Origin of the sequence: Streptomyces sp. RK62 (assembly GCF_018070255.1) — a bacterium.
Lineage (GTDB): Bacteria > Actinomycetota > Actinomycetes > Streptomycetales > Streptomycetaceae > Streptomyces > Streptomyces nigra.
The window spans coordinates 259,974-276,286 of the sequence record NZ_JAGPYD010000006.1; the positions used below are offsets into that span (position 1 = coordinate 259,974).

A 16,313-nucleotide genomic window follows, 5' to 3' on the forward strand; every position below is an offset into this window, starting at 1 on the left:
GCCGAGGGAGGGCGCCGCGGTGGTCGCTCCCACCAGCCGCGCAGAGGGCGGGCAGAAGGTGGCGCTGGTGGCCTTCGGGGGCGAGGTCACGTGGTGACGGCGCCGTCCGAGGCCGATCCGAAGGTGGCCACGTACTTGGCGAAGACACCTCGCTCGAGGGGCCGCCCGGGTCGCGACCACGCGTTGCCGCGCGCCGTCACCAGGCCGGGGTCGACGAGCAGGTTCAGTGTCCCGGCAGCCGTGTCGACGGCGATGCGGTCACCGTTCTCGACCAGGGCGATCGGCCCGCCCAGGTGTGCCCCGGAAGGTCGCGTATCGGGAGGGGGCGTAAAACGACTCCCCCACCCCGGAAGAACATCTTGACGGTCGAGCGGCAATTCGAATGTGACGCACGTCACCTACCAAGGGAGCAGCCATACTTGATCCTTGATCAGATACTTGACGAGGCAAGCAGATTATCGAAGGAGTTATTCATGACCACATCTCCCGGCAAGCGCATCACCCGTGCCGCCGTCGCCTTCTCCGGATCCGCGCTGCTCATGGGCGCGGCGCTCGTCCAGCCCGCCGCAGCAGCCACCATCCCGTGGGGCCAGGCCAACTTCTATTCCGGGAGGGACTTCACCGGGTCGGTGTTCCCCATTCCGGCTACCGACACCGAATGCACGAACCTTGCCGAGCCCGCGCTCTCGGTGGCCAATTTCAAGTACGCGAACGTCGCCGTGTTCTTCGGCGAGGACTGCACCCAGCCCTACGGCAACGTCACCGGCCTGCACCAGGGCAACCTGCCCGCACCGGCCAAGAGCTACTACGTCACCCCCACCTGGACGTCAGCCGTCCAGTAGGCGCGGCACACGACGGCGAGGCACGGTCCGGCACGGCCGGAACGCATGGCCGGACACCGCACACCGAGCCGGTGCCCCGAGCGTCGGACGGCTCGACGGGTGGGGCGCCGCCGAAACAGCGGAGGGCGGACCGTCACCGCGTCGACGTCGGGCACCGGGGCCGCCGGGCAGGTCAGGGCAGGAGTGCGCGTACGGCGGTCCTGTGCAGAACCTGCTCGGCGCGGTCCCATGTCCAGCCGCTCTCCACGACAAGCGCGTGCCAGCCAGGAGGACCGAACCAGTACCAGAGGAGGTCGGCCGTCTCCTCCTGCGGGCAGATGGGCGACGTCTCCAGCGTGTGCAGGTGGCCGGCGGCCGCACGCAGGGCGTCACGGTAGGCCGCGGTGGCGCGTTCCCAGAGTGCCTCGCCGTCCTCGTGGACGGGGAGGGCTTTGCGGATGGCCTCGTGCACGGAGAACTGTGTCTCGTTGCCCACCCGTGTCCCCCGGGCCAGGGCCGCGAGGACCTTTTCCGGCGTCCGCAGCGCGAGTATCTCCTCCATCGCCTCGCGGTAGCCCGACGCCTTCACTCCCTGGTCGACGATCCGGTACAGGATGTCGCTCTTGCTCCCGACACTGGCGAACACCGTCTTCGGAGCAACGCCGGCGGCCGAGGCGATGTCGGCGACGGCCACTCGCCCGTAGCCGCGCTCGGCGAACAGCGCCGTCGCCCGGCTGAGGATCAGTTCGCGGGTGCGGGCCGCACCCTCCGCGCGCAACGGGGACACATAGGGGCGTTTCGGCGACATGATCCGATGCTAGCACCAGTAATTCATTAGGTACGCTGTTACCTCGAACGTGTGCGCGGAACCCACGCCCGACACCGGAGCCGGCCCCGCGCCCTCCCGACGCCCGCAGCGCGGATCGCGTCGCCGACGAAAGGCTTGACCATGGGAATGGACGCTTCGGAGCTGGGCCGCGGCCTCTTCCGCATCCTCGAGACAGGTGACCCGGCCCTGGCCGCCGACGTGGTGCACCCCGAGTTCCGCAACCGCGAGGCCGCGGTGTCGCCGGAGGCCTGCTCGACCCCGGGTCCCGCGGGGGTGCTGGCCTCGGGGGCGTGGATGCGCTCCGCCTTCAGCGACCTGCGCTTCGTCGTCACCGACGTCGCCGACGCGGGCGACCGGGTCTGGGTGCGACTGCGTATGCAGGGCCGGCACACCGGGCCCTTCGTCAAGTTCCGGGACGGCGCCCTCGACCAGGCGGTACCTCCCACCGCGCGCGAGATCGACTTCGAGCAGATCCATGTGCTCGGGCTACGCGACGGCAAGGTGGTCTCGCACGAGGCGGTCCGCGACGACGTCACGATGCTCGGACAGTTGGGCGTGTTTCCGCCGGAGCCAGCCGGCATGCTGCGCATGGTCGGATGGCGACTGACCGGCCGAGCCAAGCGGGCCGCGCAACGTGTGACGACGCAGGCGGCCGACGCGGCCGCACAGGCGTAACGGGTCCCCTTCCGGCCGCCACCACCGGGTCCTTTCGGATGGATCCAGCAGGCCCGAGGGCAGCGGCCGGAGCGGCCCGCCTCCATTCGCCCGGCCCGCCCCCCGGCAGGGCCCTACCCTGCTGCCGTTCATGGCGGCCGAGGCCCCCGAGGCCGGAACACACGCATCACGCCCGACGAGGGCCGCCGCATGGCGCGAGGGCACATGTGCGACGTGTAGCCCAGGGAGCACGCGTGAGGCAGTCCAAAGGCCGCCGATATTTGCTTCGCATAGCAATTAAAACTAGTGTGGCTCACGGCCGACAGCTCGCGTGTCGGCCCCGACCTCCCCTGACACCCGGAAGGAAAGCCACATGCCCTCCACCGTGCCCGACAGCCAGCCCGACCCCTCCCGGACCGAGAGCGACCTCTACATCGCCGGCACCGGCCGCCACCGCGGCCGACAGGCGGACGGAGAGCTGTGGGCCCTCGGCGCCGACAGCACCGGCCACGGCCGGCACCGCAGGACGACGATCGCCGTCGGGGCCCGGCCTACGCCCGCCACCGACCAGCCGGACAACGATCCGGTCCGACAGCTCGTCTGGAGCTGAGGAGCGGATCACCGCCCGAGCCGCTGCCACCGCCGCCCGGCACACTCTGCGCGAGCCCCCGGCGCGCGCCTCACAGCCGCTGCCACCAGCCGTGATCTTCGGCAGCCTCGAGGACACCGCCCCGGTGGGCAAGCCGGCGCTGATCGCAGCCCGAGTACGGGACGGCATTCCCTGGCCCTGGAACACGCCCCGCGTCCGACGTTAGCCCACCTGCGTGCGATGGGTGCCCACCGCCGCGTTCGCCGGCACGGAGGAGTGGGGCGAGACGACTCCCAGGAACCTTTCGCACGGCGCACGGGGCGGGCGGCGGGCTCGCCGGTGAGATACGACGCCGCCGGTCCCCTGAGTCCCGGGACCCCTACGGCGATGCCGGGCCGTTCGAATATCTGCCGCACCACCGGTGAGGCCCTTCCACGGGGGAGCACGCCCTATTCCCGGCCGGCAGCGGAGTCCACTGCGAGATGTCTCACGGTCCGCACTCCTCCATTACTAGACAGATCTGTCTAGTATGGCGCCACCAAGCCCGCCGACCGGGAAGTACCGCATGCGCTCCGCATCCCTCGTACGTCAGTCCGTCCCGCAGGGCTCGCTCAAGAAGCGGGCGCCCGCCCACGCGGCCCCGCGCCGGAGGCGACTCGGCCCCACCGCCTCCATCGGTGTGCTGGCCTCGATCCTCATGACGCTCCTGGCGGCGTCGAGCGCGCCGACCCCCCTGTACGCGATCTACCAGCAGCACTGGAGCTTCTCCCCCATCACCGTCACCGTCGTCTTCGGCATCTACGCGGTGGCCGTGCTCCTCTCCCTCCTGGTCTTCGGGAAGATCTCCGACCATGTGGGCCGGCGGCCCGTGCTGCTGGTCGCCCTGCTCGGCCAGGCGCTTGCGATGGTGGTGTTCGCCGAGGCCGGCGGGGTGAACTCGCTGCTCGCCGCGCGCATTCTGCAGGGGATCAGCACCGGCGCCGCGGTCGGTGCTCTCGACGCCGGCATGCTCGACATCGACGCGCGCCGGGGCGGCTTCCTGAACTCCCTCACGCCCACCCTCGGCACCGCGGCCGGCGCCATGGTCTCCGCTCTGCTCGTGCAGTACCTGCCGGCCCCGACCCGTTTGGTCTACCTGATACTGCTGGGCGTGTTCGTGCTGCAGGCGCTCGCGGTGCTCGCGATGGGCGAGACCGTCTCCCGCGCCCGCGGTGCGCTGGCCAGCATGGTTCCCGAGTTCAAGCTCCCCAGGACGGCCCGCCCGGCGGTGGGCATCGCCGCGCCGGTGATGTTCGCCGTATGGGCGCTGACCGGCCTGTACGCCGCGCTTGGCCCCGCCATCATCCGGACGCTGGTCCACTCCGACTCCGTGGTGTGGGGCGGCCTGCCCCTCTTCGTGCTCGCAACCGCCGCCGGCCTGGCGGTGCTGCTGCTGCGCGGGACGGCGACGCGCAAGGTCATGTTCATCGGCGTCGGCTCGCTGATCGCGGGTGTGCTGATCACCCTGGCGTCCGTGGCCTCCAACGGCGGATCACTCGCCGTGACCACGTTCTTCGTGGCTGCGGCGATCTCGGGCTTCGGGTTCGGAGCCGGCTTCCAAGGAGGCATCCGGCTGGTCGTCCCGCTGGTCGAGCCGCACGAGAGGGCGGGCGTGCTGTCCCTGCTGTACGTCATCTGCTACGTCGGCCTTGGTGTACCGGCCGTGATCGGCGGGTTCCTGGTGGTGCACGGCGGCGGCCTGGTGCCGACCGCCCGCGAGTACGGCGCAGCGGTCGTCCTGCTGGCCCTGGTGGCACTGACCGGGCTGCTCCGCAGCGGTCGCCGCGCCGAGCACACGGCAGTGCTGCGGTCCACCGACTTGCCGGCTCAGCCGGCGCTCGCCTCCGAGCCGGTGCCCGCGGCACCGATGACGCGACGGTGACCCCTTTTCCGAAGTCACCACATCACACCAGACAGAGCTGTCTGGCTAGGAAAGGGGACGCGAATCGCGTTTCGCGCGAATCTCCTCGAACTCACAGGAGAACATAAGGTGCAAAAATGAATACTTCTCCCCCCTTCAGAGTGGTGCAGCGGTCCGCCGCGTACTGGCGGGTGACCTTCGACTCCCCTCCCATCAATCTCGTCACCTTCGACACCTTCGCGGCCCTCGGCGAACTCGTCGACCAGATGGAGGCCGACGACGACGTCAAGGTGGTGGCCTTCGACAGCGCGGATCCCGACTTCTTCCTCGCGCACTTCGACCTGGTGCCGCCGAAGCAGCCCTATTCGGGACCCACGTGGCTGGACGTCGCCGCGCGCATGACCCGCTCCCGGGTGCTCACCATCGCCTCCGTCCGGGGCCGGGCGCGAGGAGTGGGCAACGAGTTCCTCCTGGCCTGCGACATGCGGTTCGCCAGCAAGGAGAAGGCCATCCTCGGCCAACCGGAGGTCGGGGCGGGGATCACTCCCGGCGGTGGAGGCACTGAACGACTCCCGCGCCTGGTGGGGCGGGCCCGAGCCCTGGAGATCATCGCGGGCGCCGACGACTACGACGCCGAGACGGCCGAACGGTACGGCTGGATCAACCGGGCACTGCCCGATGCCGAACTGGACGCCTACGTGGAGCGCCTCGCCACACGTATCGCCTCCTTCGACCGGCAGCCGCTGGCCGAGGTGAAGGCACTGATCAACAGGTCCACCCTCCCGAAGGAGGACGACCTGAGGGCCGGCCAGGACACCTTCCGCACCTCACTGACCTGGCCGGAGGCGCAGGGGCGGATCCGTCTGCTGCTTCAACGGGGCATGCAGCAGCGGGGCGACCTCGAGTACCGCCTCGGAGAGCTCATCGCCGACACCTGACGCTCAGGGCGCCGCGCGCGCCGAGCGCGGTCACAGTTGCCTTCCCGGAACATTCACACACCGCCGACACACGTACTTGCCTGGTCAAGTAATGTAGGTGTGGATCACGAGCAGGCCGGCCCGACCGGAGCGGACGCGGTCGGCAGGGAACGAGCAACGGAGACCCATGAGTTTTCCCCTGGAGGATGTGGCACCCGACGATCCGCGGTGGAACCGGCGCGGCGCACTGTACGTGCCGTCCGGTGAGGGTCCGACTGTCTGGGCCGCGAACGACGTCTACACGGTCAAGGCGACAGGCGCGCAGACAGGTGGGCATCTGGGCTTCGTCGAAGCCACCGTGCCGGCCGGAGGCGGCCCGATCCCGCACGCGCACACGCACGAGGACGAGACCTTCTACGTGCTGGACGGTGAGCTGGAGTTCGTGGACGGCGACCATGAGTTCACCGCCGTCGCCGGCGATTTCATCCACGTGCCGAAGGGGATCAGGCACGGCTTCAAGAACAGGCGGATACACGCTGCCAGGCTGCTGTTCATCTACACACCGCCCGGCCTGGAACAGCTCATGCTGGACCACAGCGTCCCCGCCCGGGCCGGCGAGACTCCACCACCCATCGACGACGACATGGCGGCCCGCGCCGGAGACGTCATCCGCAAGTCCAGGACGATCATGCTCCCCTGACCGACCCGGTTTGGTCGCGGCGGCCGGCCGGCGCAGTGGGCCGGAGTCGACACCTGATCCGAACGGCAGGCTGACAAGGGGGTGTATCGGCGGCGCCAGACGCCGGGAGCCCGGCCTGATCGACAAGACACCGCCTAGAGCTGGGGGATGACCAGCTCTAGGGCCACCGTCTTGCCCTGACCGTTGGGATAGCTGGTCCACTCGTCGGCCAGCGACTCCACGATCAGCATGCCGCGACCGTGCTCGGCCTCGGGTGCCTCCTCCTCGGTCAGCGACAGCGCCGAGGGGATGGGCGGGTTGGTGTCGGAGTCCCGGACCTCCAGTCGCAGATGGTCCTCGAAGATCCGCAGACGCAGATCCACGTCGCTCCCGGCGTGGATGAGCGCGTTGGTGACGATCTCGGAGGCCGCCAGCTCCACGACGTCCGCCATGTCCTCGAGGCCCCATGAGCCGAGCTGCTCGTGCACGAACGCGCGGGCCGTCCTGACCCCCCGCAGATCGCGTCGCTGGATGTGCATCCCCGCGGCCCTCGGCTCCTCCTGGCGCCCCGCTCCCTCGTACCGGGCCAGCAGCAGGGCGGCGTCGTCCCGGCGCTGCTGCGGTGTGACGACCTCCGAGACGATCCTTTCGGCCAGATCCTCCAGATGCGGCATGCGTACGGCGTCGGTCGCACCGAGCAGATCCCGCGCGCAGGTCTCCGGGCTCTCCGACCTCGAGGAGACGAGCCCGTTGGTGTACAGCATCAGGATCGAACCGGACTCGATCGTGTACTCCCGGGCCTCGTAGGGCTGGCTCATGGGCACCCCCAGGGGCACGTTGGCCGGGGCGTCCAGGGCATCGATGGTCCCGTCGCGGTGCCGGACCAGAGGAGCGGGGTGGCCCGCCAGAGCCACCTCCGCGGTACCGCCGAGCGTGTCCAGCGCCACGACGCAGCAAGTCACGGTCAGGGCGGTGCCCAGCTCGGCGAGCACCCTTCCGGTCCGGTCGATCATCGCCTCCGGGCGATGGCCCTCGGTCGCATAGGACGCCATGGCGGTGCGCACCTGTCCCATGACGGCGGCGCTCTCCACCGCGTGGCCCTCCACATCGCCGATGACCAGCACCGCACGGTCATCCGCGATCCGGAACACGTCGAACCAGTCGCCGCCCACCTTGGAGGTCACATCGGCGGGTCGGTAACGCGCCGTGGTGACCAGTCGCGGGAGGTCCGGCAGTTGCGCCGGCAACAGGAAGCGCTGCAGCAGCTGGGCCGCCTCGTGTTGCTCCGCGATCAGTTCGACGCGCTCCACGGCCGCCCCCAGCAGTCCCGCCATCATTCCGAGCAGCACCCGCTCCTCGGGGGGGAACCGGCGCGGGCCGGAGAAGGCCAGACAGCACACGGCCACGACCGTGCTGCGGACGGCGAAGGGCAGATCGACGAACTGCCCGTCGCCCCGCAGCGGCAGGTACGCCTCGGTGCGAGGCTCGCCCGCGGACGTCGCGTCGAGGAGCGAGGTCCCCTCCCCGGTGAGGTACAGCGGCCGTCCGCGGAACGCCGCGGCCGCAGGTGTCTGAGCGTCCACCCCGGCACCGTGGAGCCGGCGGGCCAGTTCCGTGGAGTCACCGCTGTGGCCCAGCACCCACAGGCGGCCCTCGCGTGCCGAGAGGAGCACCAGCGCGTCGGCACGCAGCGAGGACATCACGCAGTACTGGGCCGCCGACACGACGTCGTCCATGGTCGTGGCCCGGTTGAGCAGCTCCGCCAGCCGCCGCAGCGGGAACATCATGCTCGTACCGGAGGACCCCGGAACGTCGCGCACACCCCAACCGGGTGTGCACACGCTGGTGTCCACCTCCTGCTCCGCGGGGACGAGCATCGGCGTCGGTCCCGCGGCCACGCCGACGCCGTCGTCCACGAGGTGCGCGAGGACGGCGGCCAGTTGGCGCCCGACGTCCTCCAGGAACAGCATGTCGCCGTGCCCGAAGACCCCCGCGGTCTCCACACGGAGCACGGTGAGGGCTCCGAAGCGCCGGTCGCCGGAGGCGACGGGCGCCGAGAGGGCGACGTACGGATAGGGGAGCACGTGGTCCTGGTCCGGGCCGGCGGGATCGGGATCGATCAGCGCGGCCGCCCTGCCCGTGGCCCACGCGCGTGCCGTGGCGGACGGCATGTCGAGCGCCATGCGGCCGGGGAAGGTGAAGAACGAAGGCGCACTCCCGCCGGCCAGCGCCAGCCGCAGAGCGCCCTGGGCCTCGTCCAGCAGGTAGACCGCCGCCGACACTGCGTCCAGCCCTCGCCTCGCCTCGCGAGCGGCGCAGTTCAGGGCCTCCGCAAGATCGGAGCCCTGGACGACGCGGGAGCCGCCGCGTCGCCGGCCTCTGCCCGGTGTACTGCTCGCCACGAGAGGGCTCCCTCCAGCACTGCCGGCCTGCCGGGCACCGGCGGAAGATCCGCCGTCGGCGGCGTGACCGCCTGCCCGCGAGGCGGACCCGGCGCCTCCCAGCCGCTCGCTCCGACGCGGTGATCGCCGGAGAAACGGCTACAGCTCCAGTAAACACCTTCCTCGATCCGCCCCAGGAGCGTTGCCCGGGGCGGCGCCGCGCACCGCGCTTCACGGACCCTCGCCGCTCTCGAACAGCCGGCGCGTCGCCCCGTCGGGCACAGGGCGGCCTCCGCCGGGCGGCGGATCGCTCGGCAGGCGGCGGGACCTTGATCGAGCGCGCGGCGCCCGCTCAGCGCAGCACGACCGCGCTGGGTGGGCGGACGGCACGGTGCCCAGCAGACGCAGATCCGCCACCGCCCGGCCGTGCACTGACCTCACCACGGAGACTCGGCGCAGCCGGCGCCGGGGTGCGGCGCCGGCGATGTCCAGGGCCACGGCCAGGCCGTGGGACATGGGTGCCATCCACAGGTCCTCCTCCAGCGGTTGGAGCACACCGGGGAGCGTCTCGGCGACCGGGCCAGGCCCGAGCAGTCGGGCGCCGCGTGGCGGACGAGGGGGCATGGCGGTGATGGGCCGGGCCTGGAACAGCCACAGCGCGCCGTCCGGGCCGAAGCCGAACTCCATGTCCTGCGGAGCGCCGAAGACACGCTCGGCCACCTTGGCCAGGCCCACCAGACGCTGTCGCTGTGCCCGCGTGAGGAGCCGGGCCGCGGGCGCACCGCCCACAAGCCGGGCGCGCCGGGTGAGCTGGTACCGCACGCCCCGCGTGCTGCCGTCGACGAGGTGGTCGGGGCCTCCCCGGACCACGTTCACGAGGATGCGGTCGGTACGCCCCTCGATCGGGTCGGCGCCGAACATCACACCTCCGACGGCCGACGTGAGCATCGGCTGCACCAGCACCGCCATCCCGTCGTCGGGCAGGTCCTGCGATGCCGGACGCAGGGGCCTGACGCGCCGGGCGGAGGACAGGACCGTCCCCACGGCGGCGACGAAGTCGTCCCAGCCCCGGACGTCCAGAACGGAGTCGAAGCGTCCCGCCATGGAGGAGTTCTCGGTGTCCTCGTGGAGGGAGGAGGAGCGGACCACGAGCGGCTCCCGGCCGTCCTCGCCGGCCAGCGTCCGCCAGGCACCGCGCAGCGCCTCGTCCCCAGTGAGGGCGCTGCGCGTACGCGTCGCGGGCACCAGGACGAAACCCGGCAGCACGGGCAGCCCCTCCTCAGCAGCGCGGGCCAGATGGGCGGCCTTGGCCCCGGTGATGGCCGGGTCCGCGGCCGAGGGGGTGCTCAGGGGCACGACGGCCCACTCCGCAGCCTCGAATCGCATTGCTGTCTCTCCTGTGCATGGGGGTGGTGGACGGCGTCCGGTCGCGGTCACTGATCCCGTGGGCCGCCGGACGCCACGACGGCCGAACTGATGGGGTGCCGTCCGCGGCGCGCCCGGATGCGCAGGGCGGCAAGGGCGGCGGCGATCACGACGGCGAGCGCCGCGACGCCGATCACGCCGGCCCTGTGGAGCAGTTCGATGGCGGCGGAGCCGGCGAAGTGGCCGACCAGGACCGTGCCCGTGCCCCAGACCAGTGACGCGGCGGTGCTGAAGAGGGCGAAGCGCCGGTACCGCATGCCCGACGAGCCGGCGAGGTAGGGCAGGAACGTTCGGGCGAAGCCGATGAACTTGCCGGTGAACACGGCCGCACCACTGTGGTCGGCGAGGAAGGCCCGTAGCCGTCCGTCGCGGTGGTGTCTCGGGATCCTCTGCGTCCAGCGATGGCCGGGGTGCTTCGCGCACCGGCGGCCCAGGGCGTAGCCGAGGTTGTCACCGGTGACGGCGCCCGCGACCACGACGGCCGCCAGCAGCGCGATGTTCAGTCCGCCATGGCCGGTGACCGCCGCCGCGAGCAGGACGGCCGACTCCCCCGGCACCAGCAGCCCGACGAAGGCACTGGTCTCGGCGGCCGTCAGGGCGAACACCAGGGCGTACGACCACCATCCGGCCGCCTCGACGACGGCGTCGAGGTGCATGGCCTTCAGCCCGCATGCCGCGTCGGCGCGGTGGGCCGGGCGGGAACCCGGAGTGGCACCAAGGTTCGCGTGTGGCTCCGTGTGGGGGGCCGAGTTCGCGCGGGGGTCACCGGGCCTTGCGGGTCCCAGGCGTCAGCCTGCGGCCGACGGGGCTCCGGTCGGTACCCCGGCAAGCGACCCGCGACCCACCATGCCAGCAGCGGCACTCCCGCCGCGAACAGAGCGGCGCGCAGGGGATCGGCGGAGGTGAGGACGGATGTCATGCCGGCACCCGCACCCGTCGTCACGACGGCGATCCGAGCACGGAGTGACGGGAGGGCGACCGCCGTCGCCACGGCCGTCAGCAGATACCAGCCGTTCAGAGCGCCGGGCAGTGCCAAGTACTCCCGCAGCAGACCGCCTTCGTGCGCCGGGAGGTCTCCGAAGGTCGTCCAGCCGGCGTACGCAAGCCCGGCCGCGCTGGTCAGCAGCAACGCGACCGCGGCACGGGCGTAGAGCGCCGGCCGCTGGTTCGCGAGCCACAGCAGGACCAGCGCGGTCAGAGGCCAGGGCAGCAGCACATAGAGGGAGGTCGTCACCTCCCCTGTAATCAGCCATGCGAGATCGGGGTACGGCTCGCCGTGGGAGAAGACGCCCAGGACGGCTGCGTGCAGCATCGCGACCGCCGCCGCTCCCGTGGCCAACTGCCGCAGGATTGCGTTCAGAAGCGTGTCGCGTGCAGCCTCGGCGCGACCTCCGCGGAGCGGAAGGACCGTTCCTTCGGCCGCGGAGTCCGGCGTCGTGGTGGTGTGGGTGTCCACGTCGACTACCCCCCTCAAATTGATTGACGAAACAAGCATAATCATTACTTGCTGCGTCAAGCAAGCGAGTTGGCGCCGTGTGGCAGCGCACACAGGAGGCAACCGGTCGCTCAGGCTTCGGCGGCCGCCCCGGCCTCCGGCGACGAGGAGCCGGACGACGCCCCAGCCGCCGCGCCGTCGTCGCCACGTCCCGCACCATCACGCCGTCCGAGGACGCGGACATCGGCACGGTGCAGGGTGACATCGCCGACCCGTCCACCGCCGAGCGCGTGGCGAGCGCCGCCATGAAACGGTTCGGCCGCATCGACACGCTGGTCAACAACGCCGGCATCTTCATCGCCAAGCTGTTCACCGAGTACACCCCGGAGGAATACGCCGCGGTCAAGGGCGTGAACCTGGACGGCTTCTTCCGCCTCACCCAGCCCTCGGTCGAGCAGATGCTCCGTGGCATCCGCAGCAACGCGGTGTCCCTCGACATCATCAAGACACCGATGCACAGCGAGGAGAACCACGCCGCGTTCGCCGAGCTCCACCCGGTCGGCCGGATGGGTGAGGTCAGCGACATCGTCGACGCGGTCGTCCACCTGGAGAACGCCCACTTCGTCACCGGCGAGATCCTCCACGTCGACGGCGGCCAGAACGTCGGCCACTGACGAACGACACCCATCCGGACGGCCTCGGCGACCCGCCGTCGTCGGCGTCGTGCGCGGGCATGAAGGGGGACCAGCGCCGGGACGAGCCGCGTCGGCACCGGCAGTGCGGTCTCTCGTTGTGGACAGCGCAGCCTTGTACCGCCTCCGCGGACTACCGTCTCATCCGGCGCCGTTCGTCGGCGCCTGATTCCCGTACCTCGGCCGAAAGCGACTCATGGCAACGACCGTCGCCTATCAGGGTGAACCCGGCTCGAATTCGGCGACCGCCGTCCAGCGTCTGTTTCCCGGTGCCGCCGAGCTGCCGCACACGAACTTCGAGCAGGCCCTGGACTCCGTGACGCTCGGGACCGCCGACCTGGCGGTCATCCCTGTGGACAACTCCGCCGCCGGACGCGTCGCGGACGTCCACCACCTGCTTCCCGAGTCGGGGCTGTTCGTGGTCGGGGAGTTCTTCCTCGCCATCCACTTCGACCTCATGGCGGTACCAGGCACGTCGCTGGACGACGTGGAGTGCGTACGCAGCCATGTGCACGCGCTCGGACAGTGCCGAAAGCTGCTGCGGGAGGGCGGCTGGCGCACGCTCGTCAGCGACGACACCGCGGGGGCCGCCCGTGAGGTGGCCGAGCTGGGCGACCCCCGGCACGCGGCCCTGGCCCCGCCCGCGGCGGCGCGGCAGTACGGCCTGGAAGTACTGCGCGAGGGAGTCGAGGACGACCCCGACAACACCACGCGTTTCGTGGTGTTGTCCCGGGAGGCGGCGATTCCCCCGCTGTCGGGCGAGCCGACGATGACGAGTCTCTTCTTCGCCGTACGCAACATTCCCAGCGCCCTCTACAAGGCGCTCGGTGGTTTCGCCAGCGGCGGTGTGAACCTCACCAAGATCGAGAGCTACCAGATGGGCGCGGGCCTCAGCCCGAGCTGCTTCTACACCGAGATCGAGGGCCACCCCGACGAGTCACGCGTCGCCCTCGCCCTGCAGGAACTGCGCTTCTTCACGTCCGAGGTACGCATGCTCGGGGTCTACCCGGCGCACCCCCACCGACTGCGAGAACCGGCCGGGTGACCCGAGGACACCCTTGAGGGCCGCCCCGCCACGCGGGGCGGCCCTCAGCCGGTGGTGGTGAGTCCGGTCCTGGCGGCCGTACGGTCGGCTCAGGCCGTCGGCTGCCGCGTCGTGCCGGCGTTGTGGCGGTTGACGTTGACCGTCAGCCGTCGCACGAGTGTCTGAAGGGTGGCGATCTCCTCGGGCGCAAGCCCGACCGCGTCCCCGATCGCGGGCGGAACGCTGGAGAGACGCCGGTGCACCGCCACGCCCTCCTCGGTGAGCGCTACCTGGACCACCCGTTCGTCATCGGCCCGGCGCTCCCGCTTCAAGAGGCCGTTCACCTCCAGACGTTTGATCAGCGGGGTCACCGTGCCGTAGTCCAACTGGAGGATCGCGACCAGGTCCTTGACGGACACCGTCCGGTGCTCGCCGAGGGCGACCAGGACCAAATACTGCGGATAGGTCAGACCCAGCGGCTCGAGCAGAGGCCGGTAAGCGCCCGTGAGTGCGCGGGAAGCCGCGTACAGGGTGAAGCACAGGTGCTTGTCCAGCATGGGCGGGACATCGTTCGGCTCGAGTGCGTTCGCCTCGTCGCTCATGTGTCAGTCCTTGTCTCTCAGGTCGGCAGACCGCCTCTCGGATGCGGCAATCCGGACATTGCCCCACCTTCTAGGGGACACTATACGCTCGCCTCCACTTAACTTGCGCACAAGTTAATTGCGCGCTAACTTTCTTCCTGTCGCCGCCACCGAGGCGGGACAGGCCGGGGCCACCCCGGCACAACCGCCTTGATTCTTGGAGGAGTTCCCATGAAGGTCACGTCCGTCTTCCGCCCCACCCGCAAGCGCGCCGCCGTCGTCGGCGCCCTGACCGGAGCCGCCGCGCTCGCCCTGTCCGTCACCGCCTCCGCGGGCGCGACGACCAAGCACCACACGCCGGTGAAGAAGCCGACCGTCGTCCTGGTGCACGGCGCGTTCGCCGACTCCTCCAGCTGGAACGGCGTCATCAAGCGCCTGAAGCAGGACGGTTATCCCGTGGTCGCCCCGGCCAACCCGCTGCGGGGCCTCAAGAGCGACGCCGACTACCTGAAGAGCTTCCTCAAGAGCGTGCAGGGCCCCGTCGTGCTGGCCGGCCACTCCTACGGCGGGGCGGTGCTCACCGAGGCCGCCGAGAACGAGCCGAACGTCAAGGCCCTGGTCTACATCGCCGCGTTCGCGCCCGACCAGGGCGAGAGCGCCCTGGAACTGTCCAACAAGTACCCGGGCGGCACGCTCGGCCCGACCCTGAACACCGTGCCCTTCACGCTGCCAGGCGGTGGCACCGGCAACGACCTCTACATCAAGGCGGACAAGTTCCACGACCAGTTCGCCGCTGACGTCCCCACCCGGGTCACCGACCTGATGGCCGCGACCCAGCGGCCCGTGACCGCCGCCGCCCTGGAGGAGCAGGCCACCCACTCCGCCTGGAAGGCCATCCCGTCCTGGACCCTGGTCACCACCCAGGACCTCAACATCCCGGCCGCCGCACAGCGGTTCATGGCCGGGCGGGCACACTCCCACATCACGGAGATCAAGGCCTCTCACGCCGTGACGGTCTCGCGCCCGGACGCGGTGACCCGGATCATCGAGCAGGCCGCACGCTCCACTGCCGGTCGCTGAGCCCTGGGCAGGGTGTCGCCGGGACCCGGGTCGGACCAACTGGCTCCAGGCCGACGGGGCACGGCCGCTCCCCTCATGAGGGGAGCGGCCGTGCCCCGTCGGCCGGTCGGTCAGGCGGCGGCCCTGTCCGCCCACGCCTGCTCCAGTGCCTGCGTGAACATCTCGGGCGACTGGACACCGCTGACGCCGTAGCGCCGCTCCAGCACGAAGAAGGGCACGCCGCCGGCGCCCAGCTCCGCGGCGAGTCGCTCGTCGGCACGCACCTCGTCGGCGAAGGCGTCGGGGTCGTCGAGCACCTTCCGCACCTCCGCGTCGGCCAGCCCCGCCTCGACCGCCGCACCCACCAGGGTCTCGCGGTCGTAGATCGAGGCCTCCTGCGCGAAGTTGACGCGGAAGGCGAGGTCCAGGAAAGCGCCCTGGAGTCCGCGGGTGGCCGCGAAGTGCGCGAGGCGGTGCACATCGAAGGTGTTGCCGAAGACACGTCCGCCGATACGAAACTCCAGCCCCACCGCGTTCGCCATGGCCGCGGCCTGTTCCTCCCGCGCGACCTGCTGCTCCCGGGTCCGGCCGTACTGCGCGGCGACCGCTTCGATGATCGGCACCGTGCCGTTCTCGGCCCGGGGGTTGAGCTCGAAGGACCGGTGGACGACCTCCACCTGGTCACGGTGCTCGAACGCGGCGAGCCCCTTCTTGAAGTGCTCCCTGCCGACGTAGCACCACGGGCACGCGACATCGGTCCACATCTCGACACGCATCATCTGGTCTCTCTCTGTACGGGGCCGCGGGCGTGAAGGGCCCGACGCCGAACGACGAGGGCGCCCGCGCGGACCCGTCACGATGGCGAGTGACGACCTGGTCCGGAGTGACTCACCGGCGCCTCCCCAAGAAGAATAGACGACCGACCGTCTTCTAACAAAAGGCCATGTCAGAGGCTATGTCTTCCTGCAGGCCGTTGTAGACACGGCGGAGGGGTGCCGGAAGCCGACGCTTCCGGCACCCCTCGCCCTCGATCGCCTCAGTCCACGACAGCGGGTCGGCGGCTCACTCGGCTCCGCGGTGGAGATAGGCGCGGGTCACGGTCGTTTGTGCCGGGGGCGTGCACCTGGAGGGAGAGGGTCGTGTGCACGGCGACGGCGCCGTCGGCCGACGTGGCGGTCAGGTACCCGTAATAGCGGCCCCGCGCCGCCCCGGCCGGGTCGGTGTGCAGGGGCACCTCGCTCGTGGCGCCGGGTGCGATGTGGACCGTGGTCGCACCGACACCGACCACGCCTGCCGCACGGCGCGATCCGGTCCGCCGGAGCCGCGC

At 70.8% G+C, this 16,313-nt stretch carries 17 protein-coding genes; 9 read left to right on the plus strand and 8 right to left on the minus strand.

Going from position 1 to position 16,313, the window contains the following annotated elements; all coding sequences use genetic code 11:
- Positions 1–86: 86 nt before the first annotated feature.
- Entirely contained in the window at positions 87–398 is a 312-nt protein-coding gene (locus KBY32_RS13860; RefSeq protein ID WP_210980219.1) for a dihydroxy-acid dehydratase, read from the minus strand.
- Positions 399–473: 75 nt separating this feature from the next.
- Between KBY32_RS13860 and KBY32_RS13865 the strand changes: the two genes are divergently transcribed.
- Positions 474–842 carry a hypothetical protein gene (locus KBY32_RS13865; protein ID WP_210980220.1) on the plus strand — a complete coding sequence of 123 codons (369 nt, stop codon included), beginning with the start codon at positions 474–476 and terminating at the stop codon, positions 840–842.
- Positions 843–1,014: 172 nt separating this feature from the next.
- Here the strand turns inward: KBY32_RS13865 and KBY32_RS13870 are convergent, their stop codons facing one another.
- Entirely contained in the window at positions 1,015–1,629 is a 615-nt protein-coding gene (locus KBY32_RS13870; RefSeq protein ID WP_210980221.1) for a TetR/AcrR family transcriptional regulator, read from the minus strand.
- A gap of 141 nt (positions 1,630–1,770) precedes the next feature.
- On the opposite strand from KBY32_RS13870, the gene KBY32_RS13875 reads away from it, so the two are divergent.
- The 5 genes from KBY32_RS13875 (at position 1,771) to KBY32_RS13895 (ending at position 6,410) form a co-directional block, all read left to right on the plus strand.
- Entirely contained in the window at positions 1,771–2,325 is a 555-nt protein-coding gene (locus KBY32_RS13875; RefSeq protein ID WP_210980222.1) for an ester cyclase, read from the plus strand.
- A 352-nt stretch (positions 2,326–2,677) separates the two neighbouring features.
- Positions 2,678–2,914: a hypothetical protein gene (locus KBY32_RS13880; RefSeq protein WP_210980223.1), complete on the plus strand. Its 237-nt coding sequence runs from the start codon at positions 2,678–2,680 to the stop codon at positions 2,912–2,914.
- 544 nt (positions 2,915–3,458) lie between these two features.
- Positions 3,459–4,814, plus strand: a complete 1,356-nt coding sequence (locus tag KBY32_RS13885; RefSeq protein ID WP_247689427.1) for an MFS transporter — start codon at positions 3,459–3,461, stop codon at positions 4,812–4,814.
- Between the two features lie 116 nt (positions 4,815–4,930).
- The gene (locus tag KBY32_RS13890) at positions 4,931–5,731 is read left to right on the plus strand and encodes an enoyl-CoA hydratase/isomerase family protein (protein WP_210980224.1); all 801 of its coding nucleotides are present in this window, start codon (positions 4,931–4,933) and stop codon (positions 5,729–5,731) included.
- 166 nt (positions 5,732–5,897) lie between these two features.
- The gene (locus KBY32_RS13895; RefSeq protein WP_210980225.1) at positions 5,898–6,410 is read left to right on the plus strand and encodes a cupin domain-containing protein; all 513 of its coding nucleotides are present in this window, start codon (positions 5,898–5,900) and stop codon (positions 6,408–6,410) included.
- Between the two features lie 134 nt (positions 6,411–6,544).
- Here the strand turns inward: KBY32_RS13895 and KBY32_RS13900 are convergent, their stop codons facing one another.
- The 4 genes from KBY32_RS13900 to KBY32_RS13915 form a co-directional block, all read right to left on the minus strand.
- The gene (locus KBY32_RS13900; protein ID WP_210980226.1) at positions 6,545–8,791 is read right to left on the minus strand and encodes a SpoIIE family protein phosphatase; all 2,247 of its coding nucleotides are present in this window, start codon (positions 8,789–8,791) and stop codon (positions 6,545–6,547) included.
- A 210-nt stretch (positions 8,792–9,001) separates the two neighbouring features.
- Entirely contained in the window at positions 9,002–10,156 is a 1,155-nt protein-coding gene (locus KBY32_RS13905; protein WP_210980227.1) for a PEP/pyruvate-binding domain-containing protein, read from the minus strand.
- A gap of 47 nt (positions 10,157–10,203) precedes the next feature.
- Positions 10,204–10,851 (minus strand): DedA family protein, encoded by a 648-nt coding sequence (locus tag KBY32_RS13910; protein ID WP_210980228.1) that lies wholly within the window; start codon positions 10,849–10,851, stop codon positions 10,204–10,206.
- Positions 10,852–10,856: 5 nt separating this feature from the next.
- The gene (locus KBY32_RS13915) at positions 10,857–11,651 is read right to left on the minus strand and encodes a hypothetical protein (protein ID WP_210980229.1); all 795 of its coding nucleotides are present in this window, start codon (positions 11,649–11,651) and stop codon (positions 10,857–10,859) included.
- A 77-nt stretch (positions 11,652–11,728) separates the two neighbouring features.
- Between KBY32_RS13915 and KBY32_RS13920 the strand changes: the two genes are divergently transcribed.
- Positions 11,729–12,304: an SDR family NAD(P)-dependent oxidoreductase gene (locus KBY32_RS13920; protein WP_210980230.1), complete on the plus strand. Its 576-nt coding sequence runs from the start codon at positions 11,729–11,731 to the stop codon at positions 12,302–12,304.
- Between the two features lie 214 nt (positions 12,305–12,518).
- The gene (locus KBY32_RS13925) at positions 12,519–13,367 is read left to right on the plus strand and encodes a prephenate dehydratase (RefSeq protein WP_210980231.1); all 849 of its coding nucleotides are present in this window, start codon (positions 12,519–12,521) and stop codon (positions 13,365–13,367) included.
- An 89-nt stretch (positions 13,368–13,456) separates the two neighbouring features.
- Here the strand turns inward: KBY32_RS13925 and KBY32_RS13930 are convergent, their stop codons facing one another.
- Positions 13,457–13,948 carry a MarR family winged helix-turn-helix transcriptional regulator gene (locus KBY32_RS13930; RefSeq protein WP_210980232.1) on the minus strand — a complete coding sequence of 164 codons (492 nt, stop codon included), beginning with the start codon at positions 13,946–13,948 and terminating at the stop codon, positions 13,457–13,459.
- Positions 13,949–14,158: 210 nt separating this feature from the next.
- Between KBY32_RS13930 and KBY32_RS13935 the strand changes: the two genes are divergently transcribed.
- Positions 14,159–15,007: an alpha/beta fold hydrolase gene (locus KBY32_RS13935; protein ID WP_210980233.1), complete on the plus strand. Its 849-nt coding sequence runs from the start codon at positions 14,159–14,161 to the stop codon at positions 15,005–15,007.
- A 110-nt stretch (positions 15,008–15,117) separates the two neighbouring features.
- Here KBY32_RS13935 and KBY32_RS13940 read toward each other — a convergent pair whose 3' ends face one another.
- On the minus strand, positions 15,118–15,762 hold the full coding sequence (locus KBY32_RS13940) for a DsbA family oxidoreductase (protein WP_210980352.1): 645 nt from the start codon (positions 15,760–15,762) through the stop codon (positions 15,118–15,120).
- Positions 15,763–16,313: the final 551 nt, after the last annotated feature.

What these genes read in the sequence shown, in the direction of transcription:
- KBY32_RS13895 (WP_210980225.1), top strand. Translation starts at nt 5,898, where the DNA reads ATGAGTTTTCCCCTGGAGGATGTGGCACCCGACGATCCGCGGTGGAAC.
- KBY32_RS13930 (WP_210980232.1), bottom strand. Translation starts at nt 13,948, where the DNA reads ATGAGCGACGAGGCGAACGCACTCGAGCCGAACGATGTCCCGCCCATG.
- KBY32_RS13880 (WP_210980223.1), top strand. Translation starts at nt 2,678, where the DNA reads ATGCCCTCCACCGTGCCCGACAGCCAGCCCGACCCCTCCCGGACCGAG.
- KBY32_RS13935 (WP_210980233.1), top strand. Translation starts at nt 14,159, where the DNA reads ATGAAGGTCACGTCCGTCTTCCGCCCCACCCGCAAGCGCGCCGCCGTC.
- KBY32_RS13865 (WP_210980220.1), top strand. Translation starts at nt 474, where the DNA reads ATGACCACATCTCCCGGCAAGCGCATCACCCGTGCCGCCGTCGCCTTC.
- KBY32_RS13885 (WP_247689427.1), top strand. Translation starts at nt 3,459, where the DNA reads ATGCGCTCCGCATCCCTCGTACGTCAGTCCGTCCCGCAGGGCTCGCTC.
- KBY32_RS13875 (WP_210980222.1), top strand. Translation starts at nt 1,771, where the DNA reads ATGGGAATGGACGCTTCGGAGCTGGGCCGCGGCCTCTTCCGCATCCTC.
- KBY32_RS13910 (WP_210980228.1), bottom strand. Translation starts at nt 10,851, where the DNA reads ATGCACCTCGACGCCGTCGTCGAGGCGGCCGGATGGTGGTCGTACGCC.
- KBY32_RS13905 (WP_210980227.1), bottom strand. Translation starts at nt 10,156, where the DNA reads ATGCGATTCGAGGCTGCGGAGTGGGCCGTCGTGCCCCTGAGCACCCCC.
- KBY32_RS13940 (WP_210980352.1), bottom strand. Translation starts at nt 15,762, where the DNA reads ATGCGTGTCGAGATGTGGACCGATGTCGCGTGCCCGTGGTGCTACGTC.
- KBY32_RS13870 (WP_210980221.1), bottom strand. Translation starts at nt 1,629, where the DNA reads ATGTCGCCGAAACGCCCCTATGTGTCCCCGTTGCGCGCGGAGGGTGCG.
- KBY32_RS13890 (WP_210980224.1), top strand. Translation starts at nt 4,931, where the DNA reads ATGAATACTTCTCCCCCCTTCAGAGTGGTGCAGCGGTCCGCCGCGTAC.
- KBY32_RS13925 (WP_210980231.1), top strand. Translation starts at nt 12,519, where the DNA reads ATGGCAACGACCGTCGCCTATCAGGGTGAACCCGGCTCGAATTCGGCG.